The organism is Streptomyces sp. NPDC044003, from assembly GCF_056435185.1.
On sequence record NZ_JBWKFA010000003.1, the window covers coordinates 111,546 to 128,270 of the forward strand.

Annotated in this window: 15 protein-coding genes; 8 read left to right on the plus strand and 7 right to left on the minus strand. The window is 73.0% G+C overall.

What is annotated here, in order from left to right:
• The first annotated feature begins 12 nt into the window (after positions 1-12).
• Positions 13-1,512, plus strand: a complete 1,500-nt coding sequence (locus AC07AW_RS12595) for an alpha/beta hydrolase (RefSeq protein ID WP_478815435.1) — start codon at positions 13-15, stop codon at positions 1,510-1,512.
• 49 nt (positions 1,513-1,561) lie between these two features.
• On the opposite strand, the gene AC07AW_RS12600 is transcribed toward AC07AW_RS12595, so the two are convergent.
• The 5 genes from AC07AW_RS12600 to AC07AW_RS12620 are packed head-to-tail and all read right to left on the minus strand — an operon-like array spanning position 1,562 to position 6,789.
• Entirely contained in the window at positions 1,562-2,347 is a 786-nt protein-coding gene (locus tag AC07AW_RS12600; RefSeq protein WP_478815436.1) for an ABC transporter ATP-binding protein, read from the minus strand.
• Entirely contained in the window at positions 2,344-3,330 is a 987-nt protein-coding gene (locus AC07AW_RS12605) for an ABC transporter ATP-binding protein (RefSeq protein ID WP_478815437.1), read from the minus strand. The genes AC07AW_RS12600 and AC07AW_RS12605 overlap by 4 nt, the downstream gene beginning before the upstream one ends.
• A gap of 5 nt (positions 3,331-3,335) precedes the next feature.
• Positions 3,336-4,205 (minus strand): ABC transporter permease, encoded by an 870-nt coding sequence (locus AC07AW_RS12610; RefSeq protein WP_392152281.1) that lies wholly within the window; start codon positions 4,203-4,205, stop codon positions 3,336-3,338.
• Positions 4,202-5,155, minus strand: coding sequence for an ABC transporter permease (locus AC07AW_RS12615; RefSeq protein ID WP_478815438.1), 954 nt, complete (start codon positions 5,153-5,155; stop codon positions 4,202-4,204). Before AC07AW_RS12615 ends, AC07AW_RS12610 begins: the two co-directional genes overlap by 4 nt.
• Positions 5,152-6,789: an ABC transporter substrate-binding protein gene (locus tag AC07AW_RS12620; protein ID WP_478815439.1), complete on the minus strand. Its 1,638-nt coding sequence runs from the start codon at positions 6,787-6,789 to the stop codon at positions 5,152-5,154. Before AC07AW_RS12620 ends, AC07AW_RS12615 begins: the two co-directional genes overlap by 4 nt.
• Before the next feature lie 135 nt (positions 6,790-6,924).
• On the opposite strand from AC07AW_RS12620, the gene AC07AW_RS12625 reads away from it, so the two are divergent.
• On the plus strand, positions 6,925-7,974 hold the full coding sequence (locus AC07AW_RS12625; RefSeq protein ID WP_478815440.1) for a LacI family DNA-binding transcriptional regulator: 1,050 nt from the start codon (positions 6,925-6,927) through the stop codon (positions 7,972-7,974).
• A gap of 7 nt (positions 7,975-7,981) precedes the next feature.
• Here the strand turns inward: AC07AW_RS12625 and AC07AW_RS12630 are convergent, their stop codons facing one another.
• Positions 7,982-9,616: an amidohydrolase gene (locus AC07AW_RS12630; RefSeq protein ID WP_478815441.1), complete on the minus strand. Its 1,635-nt coding sequence runs from the start codon at positions 9,614-9,616 to the stop codon at positions 7,982-7,984.
• 92 nt (positions 9,617-9,708) lie between these two features.
• Between AC07AW_RS12630 and AC07AW_RS12635 the strand changes: the two genes are divergently transcribed.
• The gene (locus AC07AW_RS12635) at positions 9,709-10,422 is read left to right on the plus strand and encodes a TetR/AcrR family transcriptional regulator (protein ID WP_478815442.1); all 714 of its coding nucleotides are present in this window, start codon (positions 9,709-9,711) and stop codon (positions 10,420-10,422) included.
• A 148-nt stretch (positions 10,423-10,570) separates the two neighbouring features.
• A complete protein-coding gene (locus AC07AW_RS12640) occupies positions 10,571-11,962 on the plus strand; it encodes an NAD(P)/FAD-dependent oxidoreductase (protein WP_478815443.1) in 1,392 nt (463 codons plus the stop codon).
• A gap of 129 nt (positions 11,963-12,091) precedes the next feature.
• Here the strand turns inward: AC07AW_RS12640 and AC07AW_RS12645 are convergent, their stop codons facing one another.
• A complete protein-coding gene (locus AC07AW_RS12645) occupies positions 12,092-12,505 on the minus strand; it encodes a MarR family winged helix-turn-helix transcriptional regulator (RefSeq protein WP_478815444.1) in 414 nt (137 codons plus the stop codon).
• A gap of 208 nt (positions 12,506-12,713) precedes the next feature.
• Here AC07AW_RS12645 and AC07AW_RS12650 point away from each other — a divergent pair, with 208 nt between their 5' ends.
• The 4 genes from AC07AW_RS12650 to AC07AW_RS12665 all read left to right on the plus strand — a co-directional run bounded on the left by AC07AW_RS12650 (position 12,714) and on the right by AC07AW_RS12665 (position 16,599).
• On the plus strand, positions 12,714-13,625 hold the full coding sequence (locus AC07AW_RS12650; RefSeq protein ID WP_478815445.1) for an SDR family oxidoreductase: 912 nt from the start codon (positions 12,714-12,716) through the stop codon (positions 13,623-13,625).
• A gap of 1 nt (position 13,626) precedes the next feature.
• On the plus strand, positions 13,627-14,514 hold the full coding sequence (locus tag AC07AW_RS12655) for an amidohydrolase family protein (protein WP_478815446.1): 888 nt from the start codon (positions 13,627-13,629) through the stop codon (positions 14,512-14,514).
• 10 nt (positions 14,515-14,524) lie between these two features.
• Entirely contained in the window at positions 14,525-16,072 is a 1,548-nt protein-coding gene (locus tag AC07AW_RS12660; RefSeq protein ID WP_478815447.1) for an acyl-CoA synthetase, read from the plus strand.
• A gap of 68 nt (positions 16,073-16,140) precedes the next feature.
• Positions 16,141-16,599 (plus strand): MaoC family dehydratase, encoded by a 459-nt coding sequence (locus AC07AW_RS12665; RefSeq protein ID WP_478815448.1) that lies wholly within the window; start codon positions 16,141-16,143, stop codon positions 16,597-16,599.
• The last annotated feature ends 126 nt before the right edge of the window (positions 16,600-16,725 follow it).

The following is a 16,725-nucleotide window of genomic DNA, read 5'->3' on the forward strand; positions in this document are numbered from 1 at the left end:
GAGGAGACGGCCATGACGGCTTTCGTGCTGGTGTCGGACACCTTCACCGGTGGCTGGGTGTGGGAGGAGACGGCCGCCCGGCTGCGGGCGGCGGGAGCGGAGGCGTACCCCGTGACCCTGACCGGGACGGGGGACCGGCGTGCCGAGGCCGGGCCCGGGACCGGTCTGGAGACGCACATCCAGGAACTCACCGGGCTCGTCGACGGGATCACGGACGCCGAGGTGGTCCTCGTGGGCCACGGGTACGGCCTGTACCCGGTGCTCGGCGCCGCGGACCGGCGCGCCGGTCGCGTCGCCCGCATCGTGTCCGTGGACACGGGACCCCCGCAGGCCGGCGACGCCGCCGCCGGCTCCGTACCCGACCCGGAGGTCCGCGAGCTGCTCGCCGCACGGCCCGGCGCACCCGTCCCGCCGCCGGCGCCCGGCGCCTGGTCGCGGTGGGGCAGCGTCGAGGGGATCCCCGCCGAGGCCCTCGTACGCCTGGAGCGCGAGGCCGCGCCCCAGCCGGCCGGCACCCTCACCGAGCCGCTCCGGCTGACCGGTGCCGCGGCCGCCCTGCCGACCACCGGCGTCCTGTGCGCCGCCAACGGGCAGAGCATCGCCATGGTCGAGGTGGCGGTGGCCTCGGGCCCGCCCCAGTTCCGGATGTTCACCGAGGACCGGTTCCGCTTCTTCGAACTCGCCACCGGACACTGGCCGATGCTCTCCGCCCCCGGGGAACTGGCCGAGGTGCTGCTGCGCGCGGCGGCCGGCGAGGGCCACCGGGTGACCGCGCCCGAGGACGGGCACGAGCAGCCGTCCCACCTCCTGCCCTTCCTCCTCGACGTGCCCGAGGGGCCGCGCGAGCGCGTCGGGCGGGTCGACCTCCACCTCCCGGACGCCGAAGGGCCGCGGCCGGCGATCGTCTTCGTCCACGGCGGCCCCATCGCCACCGACCAGCGGCCCACCCCTCGGGACTCGCCGTTCTTCCTGGGATACGGCCGCTACGCGGCGAGCATGGGGGTCGTCGGAGTCACCCTGGACCACCGGCTCCACGCCCTCGGCGACTACCCGCGGGCCGCCCAGGACCTGGTCGAGGCCGTCGAGCTGGTCCGCTCCGACCCGCGCGTCGACGGGGAGCGGATCGCGCTGTGGTTCTTCTCCACCGGTGGGCCCCTCGCCGCGGACTGGCTCGCCGCGCCCCCGCCGTGGCTGCGGTGCGTCGCGGCGAACTACCCGGCCATGGCGCCGCTGCCCGGCTGGCAGACGGTCGAGTCCCGTTTCCGTCCCGTCGACACCGTCGGCACGGCGGACGGGCCGCCGGTCGTCCTCACCCGCGCCGGTCTGGAGCACCCGGTCTTCACGGCGACCGTCGAGGAGTTCCTCACCGCCGCGAAGGAGCGCGGGGCCGACGTCGAGGTCGTCGACGCGCCGCACGGCCACCACGCCTTCGAACTGGTCGATCCCACCGACGAGTCCCGCGCGGTCGTGGCACGGTCGATGCGCGCGGTCCTGGCACGCCTGGGGGACTGACGCGCGAGGCCGCGCGCACCGGGACCACCGGAGGCGCGCGGCCCGCACCTCATGCCGCAGGCCGCCGGCGGCGGGGCACGGAGTCCAGGAGGAGCCGGGTGTACGGGTGTTCCGGCGTGTCCAGGACCTGTGTGGTCGGTCCCGTCTCCACGACCTGGCCGGATTTCAGCACCAGGACCTCGTCCGCGATGTGCCGGACCACCGCGAGGTCGTGGGTGACGAAGAGATAGCCGATGCCCGACTCGCGGCGGATCGTGCCGAGGAGTTCGAGGATCTGCGCCTGGATCGACACGTCGAGCGCGGCGACGGCCTCGTCGAGGACGAGGACCCGGGGCTTCACGGCGAGGGCGCGGGCGATCGCCACGCGCTGACGCTGCCCGCCCGAGAGGCCCCGGGGCAGGGCCGAGGCCTCGCGGCTGCCGAGACCGACCTGGTCGAGGAGCTCGTCGACCCGGGCCCGGCGGCCCGCCTGGTCGAGGTCGGTGTGCAGGCGCAGGACCTCGTCCAGGCAGCCCTCGACGGTGATCCGGGGATCGAGCGACAGGTACGGGTCCTGGAAGACCATCTGGATGTCCCGGGCCCGGGCGAGCCGTTCGGCCCGGCCACGGGGCCGGGCCGAACGGTCCTGGCCGTCGAGGCGGACCGTGCCGCCGTCCGGGCGTTCCAGACCGACGAGCATCCGGACCGTGGTGGTCTTGCCGCTGCCGGACTCCCCGACGAGGGCGAGCGAGGACCCGGGCGCGAGGGCGAAGGACACGCCGTCGACGGCCGTGTGGTCCCCGTACCGCTTGCGCAGGCCCTCGACGACGAGGCCCTCCTTCGGCGTGGCGGTCACAGCGTGATCCCTTCTTCGGCACGGTGGCAGGCGGCGAGCCCGTCGCCGTGGCGTACGAGCACGGGCTTCTCCTCGGTGCAGCGCGCCAGCGCGTGCGCGCACCGCGCGGCGAACGAGCAGCCGGGCGGCGCCTCCGCGAGGGAGACGGGGCGGCCCGGGATGGGGCGGGGGGCCGGCGCGTCCGGTTCGAGACGCGGGGTGCAGGCGAGCAGGCCCGCCGTGTACGGGTGGCGGGGCGCGTCGAACAGTTCGTCGGTGGACCGGGTCTCCACGATCCGGCCCGCGTACATGACGTACACCCGGTCGCAGATGGCGGAGGCCAGTTCGAGGTCGTGGGTGACGAACAGCATGCCCGTGCCCCGCTCGGCCCGCAGCCGGGCCAGGATCGAGATGACCTCGGCCTGGGTGGTGACGTCGAGCGCGGTCGTCGGCTCGTCGGCGAGGAGGAGGGCCGGCTCGCTCGCGAGGGCCGCCGCGATGACGACCCGCTGGAGCATGCCGCCGGAGAACTGGTGCGGGTGGCGGCGCAGGGCGCCGCGCGGGTCGCGGATGCCGACGGCGTCGAGGAGTTCCTCGGCGCGGGCGGTCGCCTCGGCGGCGGGTGTCCCGGCCGCGCGCAGCCCCTCGGTGAGGAAGTCGCCGACCCGCCGCAGCGGGTTGACGGAGGCACGCGGGTCCTGGAAGACCATCGAGACCTGCCGGGACCGCAGTGCGGTGAGCTCGGCGCGGTTCATCGCGAGGACGTCCCGCCCGGCGACCCGGACCTGCCCCTCGGTGCGGGCGCCCCCGGGCAGCAGCCCGAGGACGCTGCGGCAGGCCACGGACTTGCCGGAGCCGGACTCGCCGACCAGGCCGACCGTCTCCCCGGGCCGTACCGTCAGACTGACCCCGTCCAGGATCGGCCGGGCGGCCCGGTCGCCGGCGAGGCGGACGCCGAGGCCCTCGATCTCCAGGACGGGCGCGGTGTCCATGAGTTCGCGCATGCCGTTCACCGTTCCCGCTTCGCGATCCGGTCGGCGAGCCCCTCGCCGACGATGCCGAACGCCACCACGGCGAGCACGATGCACGCGGAGGGCGCGAGGGCCGGCAGCATCGCCCCCTGCAGGACGGCCGCCTGCCCCTCGTTGATCATGGCGCCCCAGTCGGCGGCCGGCGGCTGCACCCCGAAGCCGAGGAAGGAGAGCGCGGCCAGGTCCATCAGCGCGTACCCGAAGTTCATCGCGGACTGCGCGAAGACCGTCGGCGCGATGTTGGGCAGCAGATGGCGCACGCAGACGGTCCAGCCGGACCAGCCCTGCACCCGGTACGCCTCGATGTACGGCCGGGCCTTCTCCTGCCGGGCGATGCCCCGGACGAGCCGGCCCACGTACGGGGTGTAGGCGACCGACATGGCGATCACGGGTGCGGTGAGCCCCTCGCCGACGACCGACACCAGCAGGATCGCGAGCAGCAGTCCGGGGATCGCGAAGACGAGGTCCATGGACCGGGAGAGCATGGTGTCCACCCAGCCGCCCCGCCAGGCCGCCACCACGCCGAGGAGCGTGCCGAGCAGGGTGGAGACGCCGACGACGAGCAGCGGCCCGAGCAGCCCGGTGCGGGCGCCGTGGAGCAGCCGGGACAGGATGTCCCGGCCCGACTGGTCGGTGCCGAGCAGATGGTCGCCGGTGGTGCCGACGAGACTCGCCGACAGGTCGAGCGCCTCGGGGTCGTACGGGGCGAGGACGGGCGCGAGCAGGGCGACCAGGACGAGCAGGGCGAGGACCGCGACGGAGACCGCGAAGAGCGGTCCCTGGCCGAACAGGCGCAGGGCGCGCAGCCCCGGCCTGCGGTACGGCACCGCGGAGGTGGTGGAGGTCATGAGGAGCCTTCCCCGAGGGAGAGACGGGGGTCGATGAGCGGGGCGAGCAGGTCCACGACGAGGTTGACGAGGACGAAGGCCGCCACGCTGAGGAGCGTGATCGCCTGCACGACGGCGAAGTCCTTCGCGGTGACCGACTGCACGAGCAGCGAGCCGAGGCCGGGGACGTCGAAGGCGGTCTCGACGATCGAGGTGGAGATGAGGAGGCCGGCGAGCATCGTGCCGCCGACGGTGACGACGGGGCCGAGCGCGTTGCGCAGGACGTGCCGGCGGACCACGGACCGGCCCGCCACGCCCCGGGCGCGCGCCACCTCGACGTGCTCGCGCCCGAGTTCGTCGAGCATCGACGAGCGGGTCACCCGGGCGAGGAGTCCCGCGAAGGACAGCGCCAGGGCGAAGGCGGGCAGGGTCAGCTGGTACAGCCGCTCGGAGAGACCCGCCGGGGTGCCGCCGCCCGGCCCCGGGAACCAGCCGAGCTGCACGGAGAAGAGCGAGACGAGCGCGATGGCGGTCACGAAGGAGGGCGTGGCGGTGGCGACACCGGTGCCGATGAGCACCACCCGGTCCGGCAGGCCGGGGCGCAGCGCCCCGAGGATGCCGGCCGCGACCCCCAGCACCGCGACGAGCACGGCGGCGAAACCGACGAGCAGGGCGGTGCCGGGGAGCCGGGAGCCGATGAGCGAGGCCACGTCCTGGTGGTACTGGGCCGAGCGGCCGAAGTCGCCGCTCAGGACGCCGCCGAGCCACTTCGCGTACTGCGTGACCAGCGGGTCGTCGAGGTGGTGCTCCGCCCGCAGGGCCGCCACGGCCTCGGGGGTCGCGGGGCGGCCGTGCAGGAGGAACGACACCGGGTCGCCGGGGGCCAGATGGACGGAGCCGAAGACCACGAGAGAGGTCACGAACAGCACCGCCGCCAGGCCGAGGAGCCGTCCGACGAGGTAGCGCGTCATCGCTTGGAGGCCCCGATCGTCGCGGCCCACGGGAAGTAGAGCTGGGCGATGCCGGTCGGTGCGCCGGTGATCCGCTTGCCGAGGAAGACCGAGTAGGGCGCCTCGTACACGGGGATGATTGGCAGCTCGTCCAGGGCGATCTTCTGGACCTTCGCGGTGAGTTCGGCGCGCTTGACCGGGTCGGGCTCGGAGTTGGCCTTGTCGAAGGCGACGTCGTACTCGGCGTCGGACCAGCGGCCGTAGTTCCCGAAGTCGCCGGTGCGCAGGTACTGGTAGAACTCCAGCGGGTCGGGCGTGTTGTCGTAGCCGTTGGTGATGACCAGGTCGAGGCCGTCGCGCGCGTCCGGGTCGACGAAGATGCTGCTGTACGCGTCGGGCGAGACCGGCTTCAGCACGACGTTGAGGCCGATCTCGCGGCCCGCCGCCTGGACGGCGTTGGCGACGACACTGATCTCGGGCGCCAGGGTGCTGGTGACGAGGGTGATCGTCCGGCCGTTCGCGTGGGCCTCCTTGACGAGCTGCTTCGCCGCCTCGACGTCGTACACGGGCTCGGGCAGCGTGTCGTAGAGCTCCGCCGTCTTCTCCGGGGCCAGCGCCCAGGCGCCGCGCGCGGCGGGGGCCTTGGCGGGGACGCCGACGCCGCCGGCCGCGGCCTTGATGATGTTCTTCCGGTCGAGGGCCATCGACAGGGCCTTGCGGACCTTGAGGTTGCTGAGCGGGCCGTGGAAGTTCAGCACCGCGAGGTTCGCGGCGGCGGTGTTCGGGCCGAAGAGGAGCGAACCCTTGGTGCCGGCCTTCAGCTGGGCGAAGGAGGAGGACGGGACCAGGTAGCCGCCGTCGGCCGTGCCGGACAGGAAGGCGTTGGAGCGGGCCGCGGCGTCCTCGATGAAGGTGAACTTCACCTTCTCCGACTTGGGCGTGAGCGACGTGTCCCAGTAGGCGGCGTTCTTCTTGAGGGTGATGCTGTCGCCCTGGGCCCAGGATTCGAGGGCGTACGGGCCGGTGCAGTTCAGCTTGCCCTTCGGCGTGCCGTAGTCCTTGCCCTCCCGGGCGAGGGAGGCGGCGCTCACGATGGTGCCGGGGGAGGCGGCCATCAGCTCGTGGAAGAGGACGTCCTCCCTGCCGAGGCGGATCGTCACCTCCAGGGGGCCGGTCTTCTCGACGGTGTCGACGCTCTTGAACGCGGAACCCCAGGGCGAGCCCGTCTTCGGGTCCATCTGACGCTTGAGGGAGGCGACCACGTCGTCGGCGGTCATCGTGGTGCCGTCGTGGAACTTCACCCCGGGCCGGAGGGTGTACACGAGGGTGCGCGGGTCGGGCTGCGCCCACTTCACCGCGAGGCCGGGCACGATCTTCATGTCGGGCGTGACCCGCAGGAGCTGCTCGCACACATTGGCGAGGACGGTGTTCGGCGGGTAGTCGTACGCGAGGGCGTAGTCCAGCGTGTACGGCTCGGCGTACAGGGACCAGGTGAAGGAGTCCAGCGGGCCCTGCGCGGCCGGCGAGGTGGGGCTGACCTTGAAGTTCGTGCCGCCGCCGGCCGCGGGCGGGTTCGTGGCGCCGGAGCAGGCACCGGTGGTGGCCGCGAGGGCGGCGGTACAGACGAGAAGCGCGAGGGCTCTGGGGATGCGCATGGGGAGGGACCCACCCCTTTACAGGTGTAGTGACGGGCTCGGGGGGATGGAGCGAGTATTGGTGCGGGAACGTTCCCGCACAAGGGTTTGCGGGAACGGTTTTGCAGAGCTCACGAGGGTGGCAGCATCACCCCCATGACCGAAGCTTCACGGCACGGCGGGCAGCCCTCGCCGCCCATCCCGCGCGTCCGGCTCGTCGACGTGGCCCGCGAGGCGGGCCTGTCCAAGACGACCGTCTCGGCGGCGCTCAACGGCACCGGCAGGCTCTCCCCGGAGGTACGGGAGAGGGCCCGCGAGACCGCGCGCAGAATGGGCTACCGGCCCAACGCCACCGCACGTCAGCTGCGTGCGGGACGGGCCCGGCTGATCGGATACGTGGTCGGCGAGTTCGCCGCCACTCCCTGGACCTTTCTCGAGTCGCCGTATTTCGCCCGGCTGACCGGGGCCACCGCGGCCACCGCGCTGCGACGCGGCTACGCCGTGGTGCTGCTGCCCGCCGGCTCCCTGCAGAGCGAGTGGGCCGACCTGTCCCTCGACGCGGTGGTCGTCGCCGACCCCGTCGCCGACGACCCGGTCGTCGAGGGCCTCCTCGCCGCCGGGATCCCCGTCTTCACGGACCGTTCCGTCGAGGGGCGGCCGGGGGCGTACTGGGTGGACGTCGACGCGGGCCGCGCCGTCCGCGAGGCCCTCGACCACCTCCGGGAGCAGGGGGCCCGCAGACCCGTCCTCGTGGTGCCGGACAGCACCACCCGCTTCCACATCGAGGTGTACGCCGCCCACCGGGAGTGGTGCGCCGCCCACGCCCTGCCGGAACGGGTGGTGCGCGTCGGGGAGGCCGGCAACGGGCCGGTGGTGCGCGCCGTCGAGACCGCCCTGACCGACGACGGGCCGGAGCGGCCCGACGCCCTGCTGGTCGTGGCGGAGGCGAGTCCGCCCCTCGTCCTGGACGCGGCGCGCCGCCACGGGTACGCGGTCCCGGACGACCTGCTGGTCGTCCTGGTCAGCGAGGACGCCACGGCCCTGCACACCGAGCCGCCGGTGACCACGCTGAGCCTGCGGCCCGAGGCGGTCGCGGAGGCCGGTGTCGAGCACCTCGTCGCGGTCCTGGAACACGGCCGCCGGGAGCCGGCCGGGACACTCGTACCGACGCGCCTGGACGTACGGGGCTCGTCGCTGCGCCGCTGAGGAGCGGTCAGACCGAGTGGACCAGCCGCCCGCCGACGTACGTCCGCTCCACCCGGGCCTCGGCGATCTCCTCCGGCGGGCCGGTGAGGATGTCGCGGTCCAGGACGACCAGGTCGGCGAGGTGGCCGGGGCGCAGGCTGCCGGTGTCGTCGAGACCGTTCACATGCGCGGTGCCCGCGGTGTAGGCGGCCAGCGCCGTGGTGAGGTCGAGGCGCTGCTCGGCGAAGAAGACCCGGTCGTCGGTGGCCTCCGGGTCGCGGCGGTTCACCGCGACGTGGATGCCCTCGATCGGGTTCGGGCTGCTGACCGGCCAGTCGCTGCCGGCGGCGAGGGTGGCCCCGGCCCGTACGAGATCGCCGAACGGGTACTGCCAGGCGGCGCGCTCGGGACCCAGGAACGGGATGGTGAGCTCGTCCATCTGCGGCTCGTGCGCGGCCCAGAGCGGCTGGATGTTCGCGATGGCGCCGAGCTCCGCGAACCGGGCCAGGTCATCGGGGTGGACGACCTGGAGGTGGGCCAGGTGGTGCCGGTTGCCGCGGCGTCCGTTGGCGGCGATCGCCGCCTCGAGGGAGTCCAGGGCCTCACGGACGGCCCGGTCGCCCAGGGCGTGGAAGTGGACCTGGAAGTCGAGGGCGTCGAGCTCGGTCACGTACCCGCGCAGTGCCTCGGGGTCGACGAAGCTCAGGCCGCTGTTGGCGGTGGCGCAGCCGCAGCCGTCCAGGTACGGGGTGGTCATGGCGGCGGTGAAGTTCTCCGCGATGCCGTCCTGCATGATCTTCACCGAGCCGGCGCGGAACCGGCCCAGGCTCAGCTTCTCGCGCCGGGCGACCAGTTCGGGGATCTGCTCGGCCCCCCGCTCGCGGTCCCACCAGAGCGCCCCGGTCACCCGGGCGGTCAGCGAACCGTCGCCGGCCGCGCTCAGGTACGCCTCCGACGGATCGGCCATACCGCCGAAGGAACCGAGCAGCGCGTCCTGCCAGGCCGTGATGCCGAGCGAGTGCAGCAGCTTCTGGGCCCGCAGCAGACCGGCGAGGCGGTCCTCGGCGGTGGCCTCCGGCACCAGCCGGCCGACGAGGCCGATCGCGCCCTCCTGGAGCATGCCGCTGGGGGTGCCGTCCGCCTCCCGCTCGATCCGGCCGTCGGCCGGATCGGGGGTGTCGGCGGTGAGCCCCGCGAGCTCCAGGGCGCGGGAGTTGGCCCAGGCGCCGTGGTGGTCACGGTTCGACAGCAGGACCGGCCGGTCGGGGGCGACGGAATCGAGCAGCTGCCGGGTGGGAAGCCCGCCCTCGAAGCTCTCCATCGACCAGCCGCCGCCGGTGATCCATGCGCGCTCCGGGTGGGCGTCCGCGTACTCCCGGATCCGCTCCAGGTAGTCGGTGACGCCCACTGTGCCGGTGAGATCGCACTCCGCCAGCTCCTTGCCGCCGCCGACGGCGTGGATGTGGGCGTCCTGGAAGCCCGGGAGCAGCAGCTTCCCCGTCAGGTCGACGACCTCCGTACCGGGCCCGATGAGGTCCCGTACCTCGTCGTGGCCGACGGCCGTGATCCGCTCGCCGACGACGGCGAGCGAGGTCGCCCGGGTGCGGGCCGGGTCCGCCGTGAAGACGGGACCGCGGGTGAAGACCAGATCGGCCGTGGTCATGGGCGCTCCAGAACAAGTGGTGTCGGTTGGTGGGCGCCATGCAAGCGGGCGGGCCGTTTACACGTCAATAGCGTTGACGTAAGGTTCCGGCCATGTCCGAACGCGTGGTCCCCGAAGGCAGCCGGCAGCGTCGCCGCCCCACCAAGCAGGGCGCCGTCCTCTCGGAGCGGCTCATCGTCGAGACCGCGCTGCGCCTGATCGCGCAGCACGGCGCGGAAGCCCTGTCGGTACGGAGGCTGGGCGCCGCACTCGGCGCCGACCCGACGGCCCTCTACCGCTACTTCCGGAACACCGACGCCCTGCTGCTCGCCGTCGCCGACGAGATGATCGGCCGCGCACAGGAGGGCTGGACGGCCACCGGCGACTGGCGGGTCGACCTCCGCGACCTGGGACTTCGCATCCACGGCTGCTACATGGCCTACCCGCAGGCGGCGGCCCTCGCGGCCCACCGCACCACCGGGCGGCCGTACGAGACCAGGGCCGTCGAGCGGATCCTCGGCGTCCTGCGCTCCGCCGGCTTCCCGGACGGACTCGCCGTGCGGATCTACCACGCCTTCGTCGACCAGGCCCTCGCCTTCGCGGCCCAGGACGCGGCCGCGCTCGCGCTGCCGCCCGCAGCCCAGGAGAAGGAGGCGCAGGTCTGGCACGCGGTCTACGGCCGGCTGTCCCCCGACACCCACCCGAACATCGCCGCGACCTTCCCCCTCCTGGCCGCCGACATGAGCGACAGCGGCTACCCGTTCGCCCTGGAACTGATGCTGAGCGCGGTGGCGGCGCTGAGGCCGGAGCCGAGCCCGGAGGGGTGACGCGGCGCTGAGGCCGGAGCCGAGCCCGGAGGGGTGACGCGGGGCTTACGTCAACACCATTGACCTTGTTCCGTGCGGCGGAGTCTCATGGGCGGCACTTCGGAGGCTTCCCGCGCTCGGGCGTCTCCGCGACCCCGAAGGAACACCCATGGACCACCTCAGCTCGCTCAGGGACGTCGACCCCACCCCGTTCTGGCTCGACGACCCCCGCCGTCCGCAGCCCGCCCCCGCCCTCATCGGCGGCACCACCTGCGACCTCCTCGTGGTCGGCGGCGGCTACACCGGCCTGTGGACCGCCCTCATCGCCAAGGAGCGCGACCCCTCCACCGATGTCGTGCTCGTCGAGGCCGACGAGGTCGGCGGCGCCGCCTCCGGCCGCAACGGCGGATTCTGCGAGTCCAGCCTCACCCACGGCCTGGCCAACGGCCTCCAGCGCTGGCCCGAGGAGATCGGCCTCCTGGAACGTCTCGGCCGCGAGAACCTCCAGGCCATCGAGGACACCCTCGCCCGATACGGCATCGACTGCGACTGGGAGCGCACCGGCTCCCTCGTCGTCGCCACCGAGCGCTACCAGCTCGACGGCCTCGCCGAGGAGGCCGAGCACGCCGCCCGCCACGGCGGCAAGCCCCTCCTGCTCGACGCCGAGGCCGTACGCGCCGAGATCGACTCCCCGACCTTCCTCGGCGGCCTGTGGAACAAGGACGACGTCGCCATGGTCAACCCGGCCCGGCTCGCCTGGGGCCTCAAGCAGGCCTGCCTCGACCTCGGCGTCCGCATCCACGAGCACACCCCCGCGACCTCGCTCGACGAGCACGGCGCCGTCGTCGCCGTCGGCACCCCCTACGGCCGGATCACCGCCCGCCGCGTCGCGCTCGCCACCAACGCCTACCCGTCCCTGCTCCGGCGCCACCGCCCGTACACCGTCCCCGTGTACGACTACGCGCTGATGACCGAGCCCCTGACCGAGGCCCAGCTCGCCTCCGTCGGCTGGAAGAACCGGCAGGGCTTCGCCGACTGCGCCAACCAGTTCCACTACGTCCGGCTCTCCGCCGACAACCGCATCCTCTGGGGCGGTTACGACGCCGTCTACCACGGCGGTCCGGTCCGCGCCGAGCACGACCGCCGGCCCGAGACGTACGCGACGCTCGCCGGACATTTCTTCACGACGTTTCCGCAGCTGGAAGGGGTTCGGTTCAGTCACGCCTGGGGCGGGGCCATTGACACCAGCACCCGTTTCTGCGTTTTCTTTGACACGTGTCACCGCGGCAAGGTCGCCTACGCCGCCGGCTTCACCGGCCTCGGCGTCGGCGCCACCCGCTTCGGCGCCGACGTGATGCTCGACCTGCTCGCGGGTGAGTACACGGAGCGCACCGGCCTGGAACTCGTACGCCGCAAGCCCCTGCCGTTCCCGCCCGAGCCCGTCCGCTCGATCGGCATCAACATCACCAAGTGGTCCATGGCGCGCGCCGACCTGAACGAGGGACGCCGCAACCTCTGGCTCCGCACCCTCGACCGCTTCGGCCTCGGCTTCGACAGCTGACCCGCACCACACCGCACCACCCGCCCCGCTCATGCATGACCCGGGGTCGTCCCGGAGCCGCGACGCCGGGCGGCGTGACCCGACCGAGCGCCGTCACACGACGACGCCCCTCGCGGCTGACCCCTTCTTCTAGGACAGGGACCGCCATGCCCCGACCAGGGCCTGCCTGAGCACGTCGATCTCCTCGGCGCTCAGGTCGGCGATCATGCGCTCCTCCAGTGCACGGGCCGGCCCGGCGTACTCGGCGAGCAGTCGCCGCCCCGGGTCGGCGAGCAGGATGAGGCGTTCGCGGCGGTTGGCGGGGTTGGGTTCGCGGCGGATCAGGCCCCGGCTCTCCAGGGCGCGGACCATGTCGGCCATCGACTGGGCGGTGACGAAGGAGTCGCGGGCGAGCTGTGCGGCGGAGATGCCGTCGTGCCGCTCCAGCACCGTCAGGGCGGTGTACTGCAGGGCTGTGATCCCGGCGGGCTTGACCAGCTCCTCCAGGCGGGCCCGCACCGCCAGCTCCGTCCTCTTGAGCAGGTAGAGCAGTGAGGTGCTCACGTTCGTCCTCCCGTGGTGAAGGTGGGCTCGGGGTGGCCGTACCGCTCCCGAACCGTCTGCCGCCGCGGTGGCGGCACCTCTCACCCTAAAACATTGACAGGAATCCTGTTAATGCCCAGACTGACGTTCATCAGGATTCCTGTCGATCCCGGCTCGTGTCGGGCCTTCGGCATACCCCCTTCCACCCCCTTTACGAGAGGCACCTCTCATGGATCTGCACGGCAAGGTCGCCGTCGTCACCGGCAGCGGACGCGGTCTCGGACTGGCCTACGCCCAGGCCCTCGCCGCGGCCGGCGCCGCCGTCGTCGTCAACGACGTCGACCGGACCGTCGTCGACGACGCCGTCGCGGCCATCACGGCCGAGGGAGGACGGGCGACCGGCGTCGTCGCGGCGGTGGGCGACAGCACGGCCGCGCAGGAGCTGGTGGACGCGGCGGTGCGGGAGTTCGGGCGCCTGGACGTGCTCGTCACCAACGCCGGCATCCTGCGCGACCGCGTGCTGTGGAAGATGACCGACGAGGACTTCGACGACGTGGTCCGCGTCCACCTGCGCGGCACCTTCACCTGCGCCCGCGCCGCCGCCGTCCGCATGCGCGAGCAGGGCACCGGCGGCCGGCTGGTCCTCATCTCCTCGCCGGCCGGTCAGCGCGGCAACTTCGGCCAGACGAACTACGCCGCCGCCAAGGCGGGCATCGTCGCCATGGCCCGCACCTGGGCCATGGAGCTGGGCCGCGCCGGCATCACCGTCAACGCCGTCGTCCCGGTCGCCGCCACCGAGATGACCAAGACCATCCCGGCCTTCGCCCCGGTCATCGAGGAGTCCGAGCGCACGGGCAAGCCGCTGCCGGACTGGCTGCGCAAGGACGAGGGCCTCGGCACCGTCGAGGACGTCGCCGCCCTGATCACCTTCCTGGCCTCGGACGACTCCGACGGAGTGACCGGTCAGGCCATCGGCATCGGCGGCGACCGACTGGCCCTGTGGGCCCACCCCAAGGAGAAGTCGGTGGCCTTCGCCGAGGGTGGCTGGAGCGCCGACACCATCGCCGCCGAGTGGGCGGACGGCGTCGGGGCCGAGCCCGAGACCTACGGCATCCCCGCCCCCCAGGCCCCGGTGGCGTGACATGGGCGACCTCGCGCTCGACCTCGACCGGCTCACGGCCATCGACGTCCACACGCACGCGGAGATCTCCAAGGACGGCCACGGGGCCCTGAGCCCCGAACTGTTCGGAGCCTCCGAGGAGTACTTCAAGGCCCACGGCCACCGGCAGCCGACCATCGACGAGATGGCCGAGCACTACCGGGAACGCCGCATGGCGGCCGTGGTGTTCACCGTCGACGCCGAGCACGCCACCGGCCACCCGCGGATCTCCAACGAGGAGATCGCGGAGAGCTGCGCCGCCCACGCCGACGCGCTCATCCCCTTCGCGAGCATCGACCCGCACAAGGGACGCGCGGGCGTGCGGGAGGCCCGGCGCCTGGTCGAGGAGTACGGCGTCCGCGGCTTCAAGTTCCACCCGAGCATCCAGGCGTTCTCGCCGAACGACCCGCTCGCCTACCCGCTGTACGAGGCGATCGAGGAGCTCGGCGTGCCCGCGCTCTTCCACACCGGCCAGACGGGCATCGGCGCCGGCGTCCCGGGCGGCGGCGGCATCCGGCTGAAGTACTCGAACCCGATGCTGGTCGACGACGTGGCCGTCGACTTCCCCGAGCTGCGGATCATCCTGGCCCACCCGTCCTTCCCCTGGCAGGACGAGGCCCTGGCGGTGGCCACCCACAAGCCGCACGTGTACATCGACCTGTCCGGCTGGTCCCCGAAGTACTTCCCTCCGCAGCTCGTCCGGTACGCCAACACCCTGCTCAAGGACAAGGTGCTCTTCGGCTCCGACTACCCCGTCATCACCCCCGACCGCTGGCTCGCCGACTTCGAGAAGCTCGACATCAAGCCCGAGGTCCGCCCGAAGATCCTCAAGGGGAACGCCGCCTACCTGCTGGGTCTGACGGCGGACTGAAGGAGGCAGCATGTTGAACCAAGGCATCGGCTCCTGGCCCGCGCGCCGGGCCCGCAAGACGCCCGACCGGGTCGCCGTCGTCCACGAGGACCGCACCCAGACCTACCGCGAGCTGCACGAGCGCGTCCTGCGCCTCGCCCACACCCTGCGCGCACTCGGCGTGGCGCGGGGCGACCGGGTCGCGTACCTCGGCGCCAACCACCCGGCGTTCCTGGAGACCCTGTTCGCCACCGGGGCGCTCGGAGCGGTCTTCGTCCCGCTCAACACCCGCCTCACGGCACCGGAACTGGCCTACAACCTGGCCGACTCGGGCAGCACCGTCCTCGTCCACGCGCCCGAGCAGGCCACCGCGGCCCGTGCCGCGGCGGCCGAGGCGGACGTACGGCACCGGATCGCCCTCGCCGGCCCCGACCAGGACGGAGCTCTCGGCTACGAGGAACTGCTCGCCGGCGCCGGGACCGAGCCGCTGGACGAGGCCGTGGCGCCCGAGGACCCGTGCATGATCATGTACACCTCCGGGACCACGGGCCGCCCCAAGGGCGCCGTCCTCTCCCACGCCAACATCACCTGGAACAGCGTCAACGTCCTCGTCGACACCGACCTGTCCGGCGACGAGGTCACCCTCGTCGTCGCCCCGCTGTTCCACACCGGCGGCCTCAACATGACCTGCCTGCCGACCCTCCTCAAGGGGGGCCGTGTGGTCCTCCTCGGAGCCTTCGACGCCGAACGCGTCCTGGGGCTCATCGAGGACCTGCGGGTGACGTACATGTTCGGCGTCCCCACCATGTTCGACGCGATCGCCGCCCGGCCGCGCTGGGCGACCGCCGACCTGTCGAGCCTGCGCACCCTCAACTGCGGCGGTGCCCCCGTACCGGCCCGCACCATCGCCACCTACCTCGACCGCGGTCTGGCCTTCAGCCAGGGTTACGGCATGACCGAGGCGTCCCCCGGCGTCCTGTTCCTGGACCGGGAGAAGGCCTCGGAGAAGGCGGGCTCCGCCGGGGTGCCGCACTTCTTCACCGACACCCGTGTCGTCGGGCCCGACGGCCGTGAGGCCGGCCCGGGGGAGCGCGGCGAGGTCCTCGTCCACGGCCCCAACGTCATGAGCGGCTACTGGGGACGGCCCCAGGACACCGAGGCCGCCTTCACCGACGGCCGCTGGCTGCGCACCGGCGACATCGCCCGCACCGACGACGAGGGCTTCGCCTACATCGTCGACCGGGCGAAGGACATGTTCGTCTCGGGCGGGGAGAACGTCTACCCGGCCGAGGTGGAGGACGCGGTCCTCGACCATCCCGCCGTCGCCGAATGCGCGGTCATCGGTGTGCCGGACGCGGTCTGGGGCGAGGTCGGCCGTGCCGTCGTCGTCCTGCGCCCCGGCGCCCGCGCCGACCAGGACGACATCCTCGGCCACCTCAAGGGCCGGCTCGCCAAGTACAAGATCCCCAAGTCGCTCGTGGTGACCGAGGCGCTGCCCCGCACGCCCTCCGGGAAGATCATCAAACCCGCCGTGCGCGACACCTACGCCACCGCTCCCGCCGAGCGCCCTCACCCCTGACGGACGTGGGCGCATCGCTCCCGAGAGCGATGTGCCCACCGTCGCCCCTGCCATCGAAAGGACCTTCCATGCCCACCACCGCCCACGGCCTCGACGAACTCACGTCCCTCAGCGGAGCCGACCTCGGCCGCACGCGCTGGCTCGAGATCACCCAGGACCGGGTGAACACCTTCGCCGACGCCACCGACGACCACCAGTGGATCCACACCGACCCGGAGAAGGCCAAGGACGGCCCCTTCGGCGGCGCCATCGCCCACGGCTACCTGACTCTCTCCCTCATGATCCCGCTCTTCGGGGAGCTGCTCAGCATCACCGGCACCAAGATGAGCGTCAACTACGGCCTGGAGAAGGTCCGTTTCCCCAGCCCCGTCCCCGTCGGCGCGAAGATCCGCCTCCACGGTGTCGTCGGCAGCGTGGAGGAGGTCAAGGGCAACGGCGTGCAGATGCCCCTGACGTTCACCGTCGAGGTCGAGGGCAGCGCCAAGCCGGCCTGCGTCGCCGAGGCCGTGTACCGCCACTACGCCTGACACGACCACCCTTCGGGCCCGCACGGGGGGAGGCCTCCGCCCACCGCACAGGCGGGGGCCGACAGCGGGCCGCCGCGGCGGGCGGGGCGACGACGACCCCGCCCGCCGGACGGCACATGAGCACAT

What these genes read in the sequence shown, in the direction of transcription:
- AC07AW_RS12630 (WP_478815441.1), bottom strand. Translation starts at nt 9,616, where the DNA reads ATGACCACGGCCGATCTGGTCTTCACCCGCGGTCCCGTCTTCACGGCG.
- AC07AW_RS12610 (WP_392152281.1), bottom strand. Translation starts at nt 4,205, where the DNA reads ATGACCTCCACCACCTCCGCGGTGCCGTACCGCAGGCCGGGGCTGCGC.
- AC07AW_RS12635 (WP_478815442.1), top strand. Translation starts at nt 9,709, where the DNA reads ATGTCCGAACGCGTGGTCCCCGAAGGCAGCCGGCAGCGTCGCCGCCCC.
- AC07AW_RS12655 (WP_478815446.1), top strand. Translation starts at nt 13,627, where the DNA reads ATGGGCGACCTCGCGCTCGACCTCGACCGGCTCACGGCCATCGACGTC.
- AC07AW_RS12595 (WP_478815435.1), top strand. Translation starts at nt 13, where the DNA reads ATGACGGCTTTCGTGCTGGTGTCGGACACCTTCACCGGTGGCTGGGTG.
- AC07AW_RS12640 (WP_478815443.1), top strand. Translation starts at nt 10,571, where the DNA reads ATGGACCACCTCAGCTCGCTCAGGGACGTCGACCCCACCCCGTTCTGG.
- AC07AW_RS12625 (WP_478815440.1), top strand. Translation starts at nt 6,925, where the DNA reads ATGACCGAAGCTTCACGGCACGGCGGGCAGCCCTCGCCGCCCATCCCG.
- AC07AW_RS12660 (WP_478815447.1), top strand. Translation starts at nt 14,525, where the DNA reads ATGTTGAACCAAGGCATCGGCTCCTGGCCCGCGCGCCGGGCCCGCAAG.
- AC07AW_RS12650 (WP_478815445.1), top strand. Translation starts at nt 12,714, where the DNA reads ATGGATCTGCACGGCAAGGTCGCCGTCGTCACCGGCAGCGGACGCGGT.
- AC07AW_RS12615 (WP_478815438.1), bottom strand. Translation starts at nt 5,155, where the DNA reads ATGACGCGCTACCTCGTCGGACGGCTCCTCGGCCTGGCGGCGGTGCTG.
- AC07AW_RS12620 (WP_478815439.1), bottom strand. Translation starts at nt 6,789, where the DNA reads ATGCGCATCCCCAGAGCCCTCGCGCTTCTCGTCTGTACCGCCGCCCTC.
- AC07AW_RS12605 (WP_478815437.1), bottom strand. Translation starts at nt 3,330, where the DNA reads ATGCGCGAACTCATGGACACCGCGCCCGTCCTGGAGATCGAGGGCCTC.
- AC07AW_RS12665 (WP_478815448.1), top strand. Translation starts at nt 16,141, where the DNA reads ATGCCCACCACCGCCCACGGCCTCGACGAACTCACGTCCCTCAGCGGA.